The sequence below is a fragment of the Dyadobacter psychrotolerans genome, from assembly GCF_004349265.1.
Classification (GTDB): Bacteria; Bacteroidota; Bacteroidia; order Cytophagales; family Spirosomataceae; genus Dyadobacter; species Dyadobacter psychrotolerans.
This window is the reverse complement of the sequence record NZ_SMFL01000008.1, coordinates 63,034-79,187: the sequence shown is the minus strand read 5'-3', so window position 1 is coordinate 79,187 and position 16,154 is coordinate 63,034. Positions and strand designations below refer to the sequence as shown.

Genomic DNA, 16,154 nt, shown 5'->3' with positions numbered 1-16,154 from the left:
ACGTTTCGGTCTGAACATATTTTTACGGTCTGAACGAAATGGCCCTGAACCCGTTCAGCCCGTTACCGTTCAGACCGGAAACCGTCCGGCGAAGGACTTTCTGAGATCAGCTTCAATGCCTGCTCGATATAAATCTCTCCCGTCATTTCGCCCAGACTGGTACGACTTACGTAATCGTATCTTTTAAAACTATTAAAATCAACTTTTGTCAGCATATAACCAAAAGCATCATTGGTCAGTCCGAAAAGAAATGGCTGCTTGGTATTCATTTTTCGTTTTACATAAAAACCAATATTCGGCAAAGCTTCGCCCGGGACCGACAGGATTTGAGCCGTTCCTATATTCAGCAGATTCAGTTGGGTAGAAACTCTGTTTTCTCCCGACATTTTATTTTTTATCGGTGAATTTTTGAGGATAAAACGCATAATTTCAGAATCTACGGGAAACTCAATTTGGCGCGAAGCACAGAAAAGTGAAGGATTTTCCTGTAAAGGCGCGGCGTCGGCAATGCGCAATGCTTCGTCGGCCAGCAACTCGCCAATCCGTTTGCATTCCTCCCAGTTATTTGCTTCTTCTTTATTTTCCCTGCGGTTATCTACCGTCACCATTCCACCTTGTGCACCATTCATAAATATTGCAGTTCCTCCCCCCTTCGCTTCAATGCGATCATACAAAGGTCCGCAAAGATCAGGACTTAAAATACCTCTTCCAGACCCAATAACCTCAGGATGAATGGCATAGTTAACAAGCGTTGCAATGGCTTTTCCTTTTTTTGATCCCGAACTGGCAATGACCTGAATCACACCGCAACGGGGGTCGTAAAGCTGATCTGCGTAATAATTGTAGGCAATTTTGCCTTTTGCCTCACCCACAGCAATTTTGAGAGAAGCATCTTCCAGCTTCTGAGATGCCTCATTTACGGCATCTGCAATTTTTTTGATACAATCGTCCAGATACTTTAAGTCGGCAAAAGACTCGCCCTTTTCATTTGGAAATCCATAGGCATCGGGTCCGCTGTGTGTATGCGTGGCACCTATCAAAATGTTTTCCGGAGCAATTCCTTTGATCAACGCCCGGGATTTGTTTCCAAGCGCAGCCGGCCATCCCAGATTGTCAACATTCACAATTGCTACTTTTGTACCTGCTTTTTCAAAAACGATCGCGCGAACGGATAGTTCACCGTTTTTTTCAGTTGCTTTTTTTGGTGTTCCAATTCCGCCGGAAACGGGTAAAAGCGGGTCAGGAGTAATGTTTCGGAATGCCGCACCTGCTTTGAAGTGCTGGGCGTAACTCACCAGGGTAATATGGCAAATAAAATAAAGGAGGGTTATAAGTGTTTTCTTGTTCATTGGTGCAGATTGTTACGTAAATGCGGGTGATTTTTCAATCACCCGCACCGTTATTTTATTCCAATGTTATTCATTTATTAATAAGGCTTTCCTGTTCCTTCCAACAGCCATGTTTTTGACCATGCGCTGTTATTAGTAGGGTCGCTGCCCGCATATGACGTACGCACAAGGTTAGCTATGGCCGCTTTAGCATTATCGGTATTGGTATTTAAATCATCATCAAGACTATAGTAAAAACGAAGTGGTAAAACTGACCTTGCGGCCGAAGGGCCGGCGTTCAATGCCGGCAAGCCTGTCCTGCGCCAGTCGAACCAGGCTTCGGCTGCAGCACTCCAGCTGGCTATCCATTTTTGTTGCATGATGCTTTGAAGACCATTATAAGACGCTCCGGCAATGTAACTTGTAAAAGCGGCGCCAACGCCCCATGCGTTAAACGACTCCTGAATTCCTTTTGCGTAATATGTTTCTGCTCCCGTAATCCATGTGTAGGATGCTGCTTCGGCCAAAATGAAATTTACTTCGGCCGCTGATATAAGTCGCATCTTCAGCAAATCGCCTGCAGCATTTTTGTACATGCTGTTTATTTGCGATATGTGCGGGTTGTAGCGGCCTTGCCCGCTTACTCCACCTTCCATTTGAAGATTGTAAAACATTGCCCCTCCAATTGCCGGAGGAATACCAATGTAATCGGTGCTGTAATTCAGGGGGGTGTTGTAGGTGGTTTCATAATTTTTTGCTTTGTCAGCCGAAATCTCCCATGTTTTACCGTCGGCGCTTGCCCGGCTGACGTTTGTACCTGGTACAAGCACCAGCGGTTGCGGCACTTTATCGAACCAAACGGCAATGCGCGGGTCCTTTAAACTTTTAAGCGCCTCTACCAATATGGAAGCTGGTTTTCTGCGCATATATTCTCCATCGGGTGAATTATTGAACACCATGTTTGTAGGCCATGCCGCATTGGCGGTTCCCGGGTAACTCACATTGGCATCGTCTGCGGCTGAAGTAATCAACGGATACTTCGCCGGATCAGAAGCAATTTTAACAATACCTGCTTTGGCATAAGCTTGTTCCTTGGCCTGCAAGCGCATATAATAACGCAGTGCCAGGGAATTGGCAAACTTTCTCCATTTGGCAACATTTCCTGCAAAAAGTACATCCTGAGTTGCGTTGATAGGCTTGCCACCTTCTTGTGACAAAAGTGTGTTGGCAGTTTCAAGCTCGGCAAGAATACCGTGATAAATATCCTGCTGCTTATCAAACACGGGTTTGAAATACTTTGAACCTTCTTCCGCACGCAACGCTTCGGTATAAGGAGCATCGCCCCAAAGGTCGGCAATCAGGCCAAAGGTATAGGCTTTCATAATCAGCGCTACGCCTTCATGGTACTTGAATCCGTCTTTCACGGCTTTTTTATGCAACTCATCGGCATTGCGCAAAATTCCATAGTATCCTGTCCAACTTTGGCCGGGCGAAGCCCAGTCGTAAGCATTGAAACCACCTTGCCAACCTGTTTTCTGCATATGCTGCATTACTCCAGCAAGGTCTCCGAAGCCCAGATCAACGATCTGACTACCTAACGATGTAATTACGGTTGGCAATAACAAGTTGAGGTCGGTTGTTTCAGGAGAGGGCGAGTTGGGATTAACATTTAGATCGTCCAGGTCTTTACATGCACCAAGCATGAAAAGTAAACTCAGCGATAGGGTTATGACTTTATAACTAAACTTTTTCATACACTTCTCTCTTTGTGATTAGAATGTAAAACCAACTTTGAAACCAACGGGAACAATCCACGGGCTAACGTTATAGCGTTCAACACCTTGAAACATTCCGCTACCTGAAGGTTGAAATGCCCGTTCAGGGTCAACACCAAACCCGCTCTTTGTCCATAGCATAATGTTACGGCTGTAAATTGAAATGTAAGCATTGTCCATTTTCGCTTTCTTCACCCATGCTTTTGGGAGGTCATAACTCAACGAAATTTCGCGAAGTTTGAGGTAATCGGCATCAAACACCGCGTATGAACCAACCGACCAAAGGTTGCTTGCACCCCACGGTTCGAATATTGTTCCTGGGTTTCCAAGATTTTCCTGATAAAGGGTAAACTTTCCATCGCTGCCCATTTCACCAAATACACCAGGATAGAAAACGCCGTCCTTAGTGCCGGGAAAAGGCATATTTGAACTTTCCGGAAAGCCCCCTGTTTCGGGTGTAGGACCGCCGATTGGATAAACACGTTCGGGTGTAATCAACGTGCTGGCATTTTGAACTACCCAATTGCGAAGTTCATCGCTGGGGCCGCCTGCCACACCCGGAGTAACGGTTTTGTCTGCCCAGTATTGGGTGAGCTGATCATCGTTCATGTAGCGAAAAGTTTGCGATACAAACTGCCCGCCATGGCGCCAATCGAACGTCATGCCAAGTGTAAAGCCTTTCCAGGTCAGCGAACTTTGCAAACCCATGATAAATTTAGGGTTGTAGTTACCGGTTTGGGAATAAATGTTTGAGTTGGTCAACTCAGGATCATCACTAAAATTTCCGGTCTTGGGATTTCCGGGGATAATCGGGTAACCATAGTAAGGCGATTCTTTATCAGTAACGCGCAGTGTTTTGCGTGTATATAAATTACCTAGTAACCCATCGGCTTTAGAGCCATCGGGCAAGGTTGTTCCTTTCACATACCCTCTGTTCGAAACGCCGGCCTGGTTCCACGGTTCAACATAGGGGATACCATCGGCAAGCGCCAATATCCTGGTCTGGTTTTTGGTAAAGTTCAGGTTCAAATCCCAATTCCAGTCAGCGGTCTTTAGGGGTGTGCCACCAATCATAAGTTCAACCCCTTTACTTTGCAGCAACCCTGCATTGATGTTAATGCTTGTGAACCCTGTCGATGGTGCAAGCGGAACGCCGAAAATCTGTTGACGGTCGTTCATAATGTAATAGGTTCCGTCAAAGCGAACGCGGCCTGCAAACATTTTGGCTTCCACTCCGTATTCCTGAGAAGTAATTTGCTCAGGTTTCAAATTAGGGTTAAGTAAGCCCGGTTGTTTAAATAACATAATTGCCTCCCCCCAATTGCCTCCGTTGCCATAAGAACTCAACAATCTGTAAGGATCTGTATCGTACCCAGTGCGCGCCACGCCTCCCCTTACTTTCAGCATGTCAACATGGTTCATGGGTATAAATTCATTAATCAACACGCTTAATGAAGCAGATGGGTAGAAGAATGATTGGTTAGCTACGGGCAACGTACTACTCCAGTCATTACGTGCGGTCAAATCGAGGTAAATCGCATCTTTCCATCCTAAGTTGGCCATACCGTATACGCTGTTCACTTGTTTTTCAGCGCGGGCCGAACTATAATCCAATGCAGTATTGGAAATGTTACTTATCGTGTACAGGTTGGGAATAATCAAACCTGCACCTGATCTTGCCGAATTCCTTACATTGGACGATTTGCTGTAACGCACATTGGCACCTGCCGAAACATTCACCGCGAAATCACCAAAATTGTCTTTGTATGAAAGCAAGGCATCAGTGTTTCGTTCAAAACTATTGAGGTTGCCAATACCGTAAGAACCGTTCTTCGCCTCTTGTGAATAGCCTTGCCCGATTTTTGATTCACGCACTTCGTCCAGTTTATCAATCGTCATCCGTGCCATAAGCGAAAGTTTCGGGGTAAAGTTATACGTTGCCATTAAGTTTCCGAAAATCTGATTACGGTTAAAACTGTTGTTGACATCATAAGCCAACATCCACGGATTGTTGCTATCGCCCGGCAGCAGGTTTTTAATGTTATTACCCTGACCGATGTTGTAATCTTTTAAATCCATGATGTTGACATAAGCGGGAGTGACGTAAGCCCATTGCAAGGGGTTTGTGCCGCGGTCGCCTGAAGCCCGGTTTTTAGCAAAGCTGTTTACATAATTGATGTCGGTGCTAACAGTAAGTCTTTCTGTGAGCTTTGACGAAAGTGACAACGACAAATTATTACGGTTAAGATCGGTGTTCGGGATCAACCCCTTGTTTTTCATGCTCGTTACACCTATGCGCATGTTCACCATCTTTCCACCGTTGGTTACCTGTACCGAGTTGGTAGTGGTGAAGCCGTAATCCCTAAGGAAATTTTTCACATTGTTGGGATACGACTTCAATTCCATCGGAATGGGTTTTCCGTTAGCATCCAAAGGCGAGTTCCATTGCACCGCATAATAGCCTTTATCCAATTCAGCACCCAGACCGATTGGTGATATCAATGGGTTCATTATCTGGCTGCCTCCGTTTTGCTCAGGTGTGGTGACAATATAACCACCATATCGCTTTTGCACTCCTAAATAGCGTTGCGGCAAATCGAAAGTATTATTGGTTGATACACTCACTTTCATTCCCTGGCCATCTTTTGCTTTTTTGGTGGTGATGAGCATAACGCCATTAGAGGCACGCGAGCCGTAAAGTGCCGTGGCACTCGCACCTTTTAACACCGATACGCTTTCAATACTTTCAGGGTCAATATCTGAAATGGCATTTCCATAATCCACCGTACTGTTACCGCTTCCAAAACCACTTACGTTGTTAGCACTATTGAACATGGGCACGCCATCAACCACATATAAAGGCTGGTTATCATTGCTCAATGATTTTGCACCGCGGATAACCACATTAACGGTGGAGCCTGTACCACCGGTTTCGTTGATGGTTACCCCGGCCACTTTACCTTGCATAGCAGTTAAAAAGTTTTCGCGTGCCACTTTCGTAAATTCAACACCAGCTACTTTACCAATAGCATAACCCAGCGATTTTTCTTCGCGCTGAATACCCAGGGCGGTTACCACTACTTCCCTGAGTTCATTCACATCGGTTTCTAAGCTTACATCAATGACGCTTCGTGTACCTACGGTTACTTGTTGTGTTTTATAACCAATGAATGAAACGACAAGTACATCCTTGGCACCAACGGAAAGTGTATATTTTCCATCAGCATCGGCGCTTGTTCCGGTGGTGGTTCCTTTTTTAAGGATGCTGGCACCAGGAATGGCCGCATTGTTGGCATCGGTTATTTTTCCTGATACGATTCGTTCCTGCGCTTGCGCGTTCACGGACAACGTCAGGAAAAGAATAACCAAAACCGACTTCATCATGTTTTGACAGAATTGTTTCATAATAAAAATGTATAGGGTTGGGGTTATTCTTTTACAGCTTCAAAAGAAAGAATCAGTGCATGCGTATTTACACCCACGGCTTTGTCGCTTGCAGCCATGAACATAATGAGTTGCATACGTGTGTTGGAAATAGACCTCATTACCACTTTACGTTGAAAATCGCGGAAGCCGATAAACTCTGTTCCTGAAAAATCAAGAGTTTTCGTACCTTTAAATGTAAGACCAGCGCTGGTATAAGCCGAAGAAACTTTGAAATCTTCGCTTTCCACAAAAGTGAATTTGGCATTGGCCTGGGGCGTGTACTTAGCAATGCAAAGGCCATAGGTTGCGTTACCAACTAAAACATTGGCAGGATAGCCTCCTGTGGCAATTTGATAAACAAGGCCACCAAATGCGGCACCATCGGCTTTCACATCATGCACATATTTACCGTCATAGAAAAAGGTATAGGTGTCATCATAAATAGCTCCCATATTAAATGTGCTCGTGGCAAAAATCCCGTCAGGAATAGGATTGTAGGGAGTAGCACTTGTGAAAGTGGCATCCGCGTTAGCGAGGTAGTCGCCTGCGGCAGTATGGGCTTTTGTCAATTTCCATTTTTTACCTGCATAACCAGCTGTGGTGTGGTCTCCGACAAGGTAATCGTAAGGTCTTAAATCCACAGCAAGGTTGACACTTTTGGTAATGGTTTCTCCTTTACTGTCCTTAGCAGTGAGCTTGGCCACATAGTAACCTCCTGCTGTATATACGTGAACAGGGTTTTGTTCGGTGCTGGTTTTACCATCGCCAAAATCCCACGACCAACTTACGGCACTGTGGGTAAGCCCCTGAAAAGCCACCTGCTTTCCCTGAAGCGTGTTGTAAATCTCCGCATGAAACGGAAACACCGGGCTATCATTATCATCATCGCACGATGACACCAAGGTGAACATCACTGCCATGAGAATGACCGACATTAATTTGGGCACAAGTTTTTGCATAGTATAGATAGATTGACTGGGTTTAAATTTATTTTGATGATGGTTTGGTTAAGGTCGATACATTTTCGGACACTACATTTTTTATCATATTCATGTTGTTTTTTAACAATTAAAAAATGCTCAATAGGAATCATTGTTATGCTAGCAGACTACTTAAAGTTTAATTACAAAAGGATCAAAATACCCGGAATTTGCTGGTTACATTTTGTAAAATCTAATCTCATAAATTTGAATATGTTAGGTAGATGACATGAACCATAAATGATAAAAAGAAGGTGGAAGATTGGTTTAATAAGGCGCAATGTTAATGCATTGGCAGAGATGTTTTTATGTGGTGTATATTATGATTATATTATGTATGCATACTATTTTTGATCAAAAAAATAATATATCCTGACTACCCGGAAGCCAACACTTTCATTTCCTAACAATACTTTACAATCAACAAATAGTACTATCGACTCACAACTTTTTGCAAAAAAAAGAGTACCGCCAATTAAATGACAGTACTCCTTTGCATTTAAAAGTTATGACCTATTAATTCAGAATCCACATTTTAGCCGATGGCAGGTCTTTCCCTCCCAAGCCACTGACTGCGGCGTCGTAATTTGCTTTATTATTGCTTGCTTCATCCAATGGGTACATATAACGCTGAGGATAGGTGTAAGCTCCAAAGGATTGGGCTATCTTACCAACAAAAGCAGGTTTTCCGGTTCTTTTGTAATCGGTATAGGCCTCTGTCTGATTGGTAATCAGCATAGACAGCCATTTCTGCAAAGCAATTTTGTCAAGATCAGCAGCTGTGCCGTCCAGCGCAACGCCTGCTTTCGCAGTATAAGCAGCAAAGTTGTCAACTATTTTGTCAGAGCCTATATGCGTTGCTGGCTTCGTACCATCTTCAATCTGCCATCTTTGAAAAGATAATTTGATACCGTTATCGTAATAACCTTTTACAGTTCCGGCTGAAATCCAACCTTTTTGACGTGCTTCTGCAAGCAGGAACGCCATCTCATCGGCTTCCATTAATACTGCCTTAAGTCTTGGATCACTTGCTTTTGCAAGCAGGTTTGAGAACCCTGTAATGCGGCGATTGTCATAAAAACCGTTACTTCCGGCCAAACCGGTACCGCCATACAGCGACTGAACGTTAGTCGGGTTTGGAGTTCCGAACCATTTGGCGTCCAAAACATAAGGAACAGATGTTACATTGCCATTTAAGTCTCTTCCGGCTGCTGTTAATGCCGCAGCGTCAGCCGCAGTTGCCGGGTAATGATTGATGACGTATGAAAAACCGTTTATTTTTATCGTTTCATCAACTTTTGTTGGCTTACTTGACAAAGGAGAAAGAACAGGCGCAAAAATAACGTACATACGCGGATCATCCAGAGCGACTAACTGGTCAATCAGATATTTTGTTGGTTTTTGCTCAGTGAATGTATTTCCGCTTCCCCATGTTCTTTGCATGTACCAAGAGTCTGCTTCTGCGATACCAGGAAATGTAAGGCCAGCATTATCAGCCACGGTCGACATATAATTGGTACCTCCGGCAATCGCCTGCATATCGGCTCCCAGATCCTTACCTGCTTTCTTAAATGCATCATAAGAATGCACCATCAGACGAAATTTCAGGGAGTTTGCAAACTTGATCCATTTTGTTTTGTCTCCTTTAAAAAGTACGTCGTGATCGGCCGGTAAACCTTTGCTATTTGGATCTGCCAAAATAGCGACCGCTTTGTCCAGCATCGCAAACATGGTTTCATAAACAACTTTCTGCGAATCAAATTTTGGAAATAGCTCACCCGCTCTGCCCTGAACCGCCTCAGTAAATGGAATGTCGCCGTATTTCTCAGTAAGGTAAGCGCCTACTACACATTTCATGATATCAGCAGCAGCCACATTCGCCATGTTGCCCTCAGTTGTTGCCAGCTTCGTTACAGCTTCGAGCGTTCTAAGCTGACCTGCTCCGTCCGCACCCGTACCAGCGTAAGCATTCACGTCCTGATACGACCAGTTTGCATCCGTTTTGTTGTAAAATCCGGCAATCTGGTCCGCGCTGTAAGTATCCATAAAATAAAGCGCAGCTTGTCCTTTTGGCGCGTCTATCGCGGACTTACCGTAACTTTTGGCCACGTTTAAAATTGAAGTTGTCAACTGATAACGGGAATAGGTAAAGTAATCTTTATTAAAGGACGTTTCCCTTTCATCCAGTCGCAGCTGGTCGGTACAGGATATACCGAGTACCAGTGTCGAACATAAGGCAACATATTTTATTAACTTGATCATAATAGTATCTGTTTTATAGTTCATCAAAAGCTAACTCCAAGCTTTACTCCCATTGAGCGCATCGGAGGCAAACCAAATTGCGCCACACCCATTCCTGAAACTCCATCATTGAAAGCCGTTTCAGGATCTTCATTCATCCTGTTTTTAGCCCAGAACATTACGTTTTTGGCAAAAACAGTAATAAATACATCCTGTAATTTCAGTTTCTGGGTAAGAGATTTGTTGAACTGATACGTTAAATTAATTTCTTTAATTTTAAAGGAAGTAGCATCATGCGTTCTGAACTGTGCACCCGACCATAATTCATTCCCTTCCATAGCATATGGATTCAAGTAAATCGTTTTGGTAGGATCGTCACCGTTTTTGATATACGCCTCATCCGGAAGACTTAGTTTTTGTTCCGCAGTCATCGAGGACAAGTCAATCTTTGGATCGATATACACTGCATTCCAGTATCCAAAGTACCTTGGGTCACCGTTGTAGAGTGTCATTGTACTTTGCATTTTCTCTTTGTAATCTTCAAAACCATCGCCTGTGAACATTTGATTCACGTTTGGCATACTTGGCAAACCACCTGCGAAACGACCGCCAGTGAACATTTTGTCATAGTCGTCGCCATAGATTTTCTTGATGTCTGCCATACCATCATCAATCATAATTTTCTGTGTTTCAGATATAAATACGCCACCGACTCTTAAGCTGGAAACCACATTAATCTTGAAATTTTTAAACTTAGCATCCACATTAAAACCCATAATTGCCTTCGGGTTCATGTTACCCAGGTAGCCATTTTTTCTGATATGGTCGGTCGTTGTAACCGATTCTTCTATGATTCCACTCAGACCAGTCAGCATCATCCCCTTGTATTTTCCGGTTTGGATATATGGAATCGGGTTTTGTGCATACAAGTCGCCCACTTTAGATCCTTTGAAAAGAGACAGGTTTGCAGTACCGGCATAGCCGTAAAACTTTTCTGCAAACCGGGAATCCAACTCGTCGATTTTAGCATTAAAAGTTGACAGATTTCCAGCAATACCTACTTCCCAATCTTTGGTGCGCAGAGGTACAACCCTTAAAGAAAGCTCAATACCCTTTGATATTACAGATCCCATATTAGTCAGCACAGAACTAAAACCGGATGAACCCACCACTGGAAGGTTTTGTATCTGATTGATGTGATTTTTAGAATAAGCAGTAAATTCACCTGTTACTCTGCTGTTCAGTGCTCTGAAATCAAGACCAATTTCCTTGGTTACGTTTAGCTCTGGATCGATATTGGCATCCACAAGATTACCACCAATGGTTCCGGTTGTAACACCACCCCACGTGGTGCTTCCGATTCCATAAGTGTCCAGATTAGGCGAGTTTCCGATACCATAGCCCGTTTGAGAATAACTTCCTCTCAGTTTTAAAAGGTTAATGGCCGGTCCCATTTTGAATGTCTCAGAAGCTAACCAGCTTAAAGACGCACCTGGATAAAAATGGCTTGCCTTTTCACTGTCTAATATACCAACCCAGTCATTCCGTCCGGTTAGTTCCAGATAAACTGTACTCCTCCAGCCCAGTGTAGCAGTGGCGTAAGCGCCATAACTTCTGGTAGAATAACCTCTGTTAAATTCAGCAGCCTGTCTCACGGTAGCAGGAAGCGAAGCGAAGTTGAATGAATTTGGAGTAGTCAACTCATTTCCACCAAATTTAGTCTTATTCGCCTCTCCAAATTTGTATGAAAAACCTGCTAAAGCATCAACTGACAGCTGTTCATTCAGGAAGTTTTTGTTAAAAGCAAGTAATGCATCCGTATTAACAGATACATTATTGGTATTCTCTTGTTCATATCCCCCTTTTAACGCTCTTTCAGAACCCCATGGCGTTTTTCTTTCAAAAGCGAAACTTTCATGGCTCACCCCTGAGCGTAATATAAAATTAAGGGGATCAATAAGTTTCCAATCCAGTTGAAGCTTTCCGAAAACGATATCTTTGGCAAATGTTCTGATCACATTCTCAGCAGCAAAATAAGGACCGTTTTTACCAACAGCGTTATCAAATCCGGTGGCGTTTACTCTGCTTAGACGAGCCTCTCCCGGGTTTGTCAGATAAGGCGTATTCTGATAAGTACCGGTCCAGTCGGTTAACCATGTGTTGGCATCTTTCCATACCGACATCTTTGGCATGTTAATCGGCATAGACATCGCGTGAGCAAGCGGATTATCTTCCCTTTTACCCTGGATGTGCGATGCGTTAGGAACAAACATCCGTGAATAAGAAGCCTGAGAAGTTATAGAGACTTTTTTGTTGACTTTGTATTGTGCATCAAAAGAAACATTGGTACGAGTCGTTTTATTGCCCGGAATTACACCTGAATAGGTCATGTTACCTACATTGACTCTGTAATTTCCTTTATCGTAGTTTCCCGTTACAGCCACATTGTTATCCAGCATCATACCCGTTTTAAGAAAAGCAAGCAAAGGATTTTGATCACCGCGCGCTTCCAGAATTGACTTTTCCCATTTCTGGTTAACAATATCCCATCTCCATTCGGGTGTAACGTTATTCACTTTATCGTCCACTGCCCAGCCTAAACCCTTTTTATCGCTGGTTAGTGCTTCTCCTTCTTCTCCACCCTGAAAAAATTGTCTTTGAACCGGTGGTGCGCTATACGCGCGATCAAAAGAGACAGCACTGTTTATCGAAACACCGAGGCCTCTTTTACTTTGTGCTCCTGATTTTGTTGTAATCAAAATTACGCCATTACCTGCCGTTGAACCGTAAAGTGCAGAAGCACTGGCACCCTTTAAAATAGAAATACTCTCGATATCATTAGAATTAATGGAGTTCATGTAGTTACCGACATCGATACCTGCGGTGGTTCCAACGCTGTTTGACATCAAAGGCACACCATTCAGTACGATCAATGGCTGGGTTGCATTGTTGATATTACTGGTAGCATCATTTCCTTTCATAATCCCGGCCAGCGAGGTAGCTCCGCGGATATTGAACATCACCGAGGAAGTTGGAGAAGAGTTAAGGCTGTTTATCTGAACGCCGGTAGTTTTTCCATCTAATGATTTTAAAGGGTTGGAGGTTCCGCCCGCTTCGACATCCTTTGCATTAAAAGAATTGGTTGCATAACCAAGTTCTCTCGCATTTTTCGAGATACCCAAAGCGGTAACAACAACTTCATTCAGGGTTTCGGTACTTTCTACCAGACTTACATTAATTACGGAATTATTGCCGATAGACAGATCCTGTGAAACATACCCAATGTAAGAAACGGTTAAAATTTGATTTACTCCTTCGCCCACAACGATGGAGTAATCGCCGTTTGCATCAGTTGAGCTACCGGTAGTGGTTCCTTTTAAAAGGATATTTACACCCGGAAGTCCTGAGCCGTCTTTTTCAGCAGAGACTCTTCCTTTAATGGTGCGATCTGCTTTGCGTTTGCTGCCATTCGGCTCCGTTCCTTTTCCAAATGCTAATGGGGTGACGGCACCTGCGCAAAGGAGCCACGCGCCAATGAGGAAGCATATCCTCTTTCTATTGGTTGACATAGAAGTTTTCATTTAGATTAGTAAAATTTGTCATAATTGTCTGAGGTTATAAATACGTGTGAATTCCGCGGGTACCAGGTAAGCTAATATGGTGACTGACTGTTTGTGTAATTTCTTACCTGTCGCATGGCTCTTGAACATTTCTTATTATTTTCTATTCATAGTAAACATGTTTGTTTAAAAGTTACTTTTCGCTGTCGCTACTGCTTACTGTCGGATCCTGCATCATTCTCACTCTCCTGCACAAGCCGATAGAAATAATTTTCCAGAACATCCGAATAACTATGCTGCTGTTCTTCGTTCCCCACTGCTTCCAGCAGCTCGGAAAGTTCCTCACCGGAGAGGTTGTTGCTGATCAGCCTGTTGATCAAGTATTCTGCCCGGGAAAGTGACATAGAATTAGCTGGTTAGTTGTGTATGATACTGTCTGCCATTTATAAAAGACTATCTGCACCTGCTGTTTTTTTGAAACTTAACAATCACTTAACACTGTCAAATTCAACAGCAGCATCCGGTAATTTTCTGTCATTTATAATAACCGACCCGATTTAGCCGTATTTTTGATAAACATGCCCGCTTTGCGCAAAAGCATGAAACCAAATAAATGCCGACAAAGAATGCGTAAACCCTTACGGTCCATACATTATCTTCTCGTTTTATTAATCCTTTCACTTGCAGGAAAAGCTGCCGGACAGGTCATTCCTATCAGGCCAGACAGCAGTCTGATAATCGGTGATATCAGTATTGAGGGAAACAATAAAACCCGTGCAGGCATTATTTACCGGGAAATGGCAGTTAAATCGGGCGATACACTTACCGGGGCAACGATTCACAATGTCCTGGAAATTGACCGCCGCAAGATAATAAATACAAATTTATTTGTAACCGCAGAACTGCTCACAAAGACAAACCCGGATTCTGTGCGTACCGACATTCGCGTGATTGTGAAAGAACGATGGTATTTTATCATACTCCCCGTTTTTCAGCTGGCAGACAGAAATTTCAACGAATGGTGGTACGACCGGAACCGCGATCTTAAGCGGACCATTTATGGCGTTTATCTCAGTTATGGAAATGTAACAGGCAGGGCCGACAAACTGCGTTTTATCGCAGAGTTTGGTTTTATACCAAAATTTGAAGTTGCTTACTCGCTGCCTTACATCGACAAGGCACAAAAAACCGGTATCACAATCGGGAGTTCTTACTCTACCAATAAAACCATGGCCTTTCGCACCTGGAACGATAAACTGGACTATCTCAGCAGCGAGGTCATTAATAAGGAACGCTTTTACTCCTACGTAACACTAACCCGCAGAAACAAATATTATACCTTTCACAGCGTCGATCTGCGGTACAGTTACGGAAAAATAGCGGACACAATTGCTGTTATGAATCCTAATTATTTACTGAATGGAAGGACGGTTCAAAAATATTTTCAGCTGACTTACTCATTTAGCTATGACAAAAGGGATAACACCCAATATCCATTGCTGGGACAAAGCGGAGCTGTTCAGTTTTCCAAAATCGGCCTTTTGCCTTCTGACAATATCGATCAGGCTTATTTTTATGGTTCTTTCAGAAAATATCTTCCGATCAGCAAAAGGTGGTATGCTAACACAGGTATTCGCACCAGATTGTCTATCCCAAAACGCCAGCCTTACTTGCAGACAATCGGATTGGGATACCGCAACGATCTCGTAAGGGGATACGAGCTTTATGTTGTCGACGGACAGGATTATGCACTTTTTAAAAATGAAATAAAATACAGACTGTTTTCAATCCAAAAACATTTTTCCTGGATTCCAGTAAAACAATTTAATACGATACCGCTTGCTGCATACATCAACACCTTTGCTGATGCCGGTTACGTCTGGAATAATTATCCGGAATTCAGTAATACCAAACTTGGAAACTCGCTGTTATACGGCGCAGGAACCGGAGTCGACTTCGTGAGTTTCTACAATATCGTTGCCAGATTTAACTTCAACATCAACGCACAGGGCGACCGGAGATTCTTTTTTAACATCGCCAGAGAATTTTAAAAATGTTGATTTATGTTTGATCGTTCTGGTTATCAAACATTCTTTTCCCACCTTAGGAGAAACTCAGCCAATATTTTAAATTTGCACGAATAATTGTTTTGGCAACCAGGCATACATTTTTAACCAAACACTTCACATCACTACAATGAATACAATTTTTACAACAATGAGCTATTTAAGATTGTTAAAAAAACCTCTGGCTGTTGCACTGATCCTGCTCACATTTCAAGCCTGTAGTACCAAAACGGAGGAAGAAAAAGACGAAACAGTTACTGATTCGGTGGCACTGGCAAACCCTGCACAATCCGAGTTAAATAGTGACCAGTCTTCATTGCTACAGGCCATTCTGGGCACGACTGCGCAAAATCCCGGCGTAATTATCAGAGGCGTATCTTTCGGAGATCCGGTAAGTAAGGTAAAAGCAACTGAAACCTTTGAAATGTTTGAAGAAACAGCTGATCATTTGGGTTATACCCAGGAGACGCCGCAGCTTGAAACGATTGATGTGCAGTATTTTTTAACTGCTGATAAAGATAAAAAGGTAAATAAAATTTCAGTAGATGTGTATCTTAACAGCGCCGAAGCCACGAAACAGCTTTGGAATGCAGGAAAAGCACATTTCACCAAAAGCTATGATGCACCAAAAGAAGAAAGTAAGATACTGACATTCAGCAAAAACGCCGTTCGTGTGAATATGGAAGACGTATCAAAAGGAAAAGATTTCGGATTAAAATTCGAATTTTTCCCGGCTGGCAAACCGGTGCTTGCGGCCAAATAATAATTAAGTAAACGA

9 protein-coding genes are annotated in these 16,154 nt (G+C 43.2%); 2 read left to right on the top strand and 7 right to left on the bottom strand.

Going from position 1 to position 16,154, the window contains the following annotated elements:
* Positions 1-62: 62 nt before the first annotated feature.
* The 7 genes from E0F88_RS20730 to E0F88_RS20700 all read right to left on the bottom strand — a co-directional run bounded on the left by E0F88_RS20730 (position 63) and on the right by E0F88_RS20700 (position 13,714).
* A complete protein-coding gene (locus tag E0F88_RS20730) occupies positions 63-1,349 on the bottom strand; it encodes a hypothetical protein (protein WP_131960195.1) in 1,287 nt (428 codons plus the stop codon).
* A 77-nt stretch (positions 1,350-1,426) separates the two neighbouring features.
* Positions 1,427-3,082, bottom strand: a complete 1,656-nt coding sequence (locus E0F88_RS20725) for a SusD/RagB family nutrient-binding outer membrane lipoprotein (protein ID WP_131960194.1) — start codon at positions 3,080-3,082, stop codon at positions 1,427-1,429.
* A gap of 18 nt (positions 3,083-3,100) precedes the next feature.
* Complete coding sequence (locus E0F88_RS20720) at positions 3,101-6,508, bottom strand: SusC/RagA family TonB-linked outer membrane protein (RefSeq protein ID WP_229213851.1); 3,408 nt, start codon at positions 6,506-6,508, stop codon at positions 3,101-3,103.
* A 23-nt stretch (positions 6,509-6,531) separates the two neighbouring features.
* Entirely contained in the window at positions 6,532-7,488 is a 957-nt protein-coding gene (locus E0F88_RS20715; protein ID WP_131960193.1) for a PKD domain-containing protein, read from the bottom strand.
* 537 nt (positions 7,489-8,025) lie between these two features.
* Complete coding sequence (locus E0F88_RS20710; RefSeq protein WP_165940120.1) at positions 8,026-9,771, bottom strand: SusD/RagB family nutrient-binding outer membrane lipoprotein; 1,746 nt, start codon at positions 9,769-9,771, stop codon at positions 8,026-8,028.
* Positions 9,772-9,794: 23 nt separating this feature from the next.
* Complete coding sequence (locus E0F88_RS20705) at positions 9,795-13,319, bottom strand: SusC/RagA family TonB-linked outer membrane protein (RefSeq protein ID WP_165940119.1); 3,525 nt, start codon at positions 13,317-13,319, stop codon at positions 9,795-9,797.
* Between the two features lie 200 nt (positions 13,320-13,519).
* Positions 13,520-13,714: a hypothetical protein gene (locus E0F88_RS20700; RefSeq protein ID WP_131960190.1), complete on the bottom strand. Its 195-nt coding sequence runs from the start codon at positions 13,712-13,714 to the stop codon at positions 13,520-13,522.
* A 222-nt stretch (positions 13,715-13,936) separates the two neighbouring features.
* Here E0F88_RS20700 and E0F88_RS20695 point away from each other — a divergent pair, with 222 nt between their 5' ends.
* Together E0F88_RS20695 and E0F88_RS20690 are read left to right on the top strand one after the other, a co-directional pair.
* Positions 13,937-15,361 carry a BamA/TamA family outer membrane protein gene (locus E0F88_RS20695; RefSeq protein ID WP_131960189.1) on the top strand — a complete coding sequence of 475 codons (1,425 nt, stop codon included), beginning with the start codon at positions 13,937-13,939 and terminating at the stop codon, positions 15,359-15,361.
* A gap of 166 nt (positions 15,362-15,527) precedes the next feature.
* Positions 15,528-16,139, top strand: a complete 612-nt coding sequence (locus tag E0F88_RS20690) for a hypothetical protein (RefSeq protein WP_229213850.1) — start codon at positions 15,528-15,530, stop codon at positions 16,137-16,139.
* The last annotated feature ends 15 nt before the right edge of the window (positions 16,140-16,154 follow it).

Excerpts from the sequence above, each read along its gene's own strand:
- E0F88_RS20715 (WP_131960193.1), bottom strand. The coding sequence starts at position 7,488 with ATGCAAAAACTTGTGCCCAAATTAATGTCGGTCATTCTCATGGCAGTG.
- E0F88_RS20720 (WP_229213851.1), bottom strand. The coding sequence starts at position 6,508 with ATGAAACAATTCTGTCAAAACATGATGAAGTCGGTTTTGGTTATTCTT.
- E0F88_RS20725 (WP_131960194.1), bottom strand. The coding sequence starts at position 3,082 with ATGAAAAAGTTTAGTTATAAAGTCATAACCCTATCGCTGAGTTTACTT.
- E0F88_RS20690 (WP_229213850.1), top strand. The coding sequence starts at position 15,528 with ATGAGCTATTTAAGATTGTTAAAAAAACCTCTGGCTGTTGCACTGATC.
- E0F88_RS20705 (WP_165940119.1), bottom strand. The coding sequence starts at position 13,319 with ATGTCAACCAATAGAAAGAGGATATGCTTCCTCATTGGCGCGTGGCTC.
- E0F88_RS20700 (WP_131960190.1), bottom strand. The coding sequence starts at position 13,714 with ATGTCACTTTCCCGGGCAGAATACTTGATCAACAGGCTGATCAGCAAC.
- E0F88_RS20730 (WP_131960195.1), bottom strand. The coding sequence starts at position 1,349 with ATGAACAAGAAAACACTTATAACCCTCCTTTATTTTATTTGCCATATT.
- E0F88_RS20710 (WP_165940120.1), bottom strand. The coding sequence starts at position 9,771 with ATGATCAAGTTAATAAAATATGTTGCCTTATGTTCGACACTGGTACTC.
- E0F88_RS20695 (WP_131960189.1), top strand. The coding sequence starts at position 13,937 with ATGCGTAAACCCTTACGGTCCATACATTATCTTCTCGTTTTATTAATC.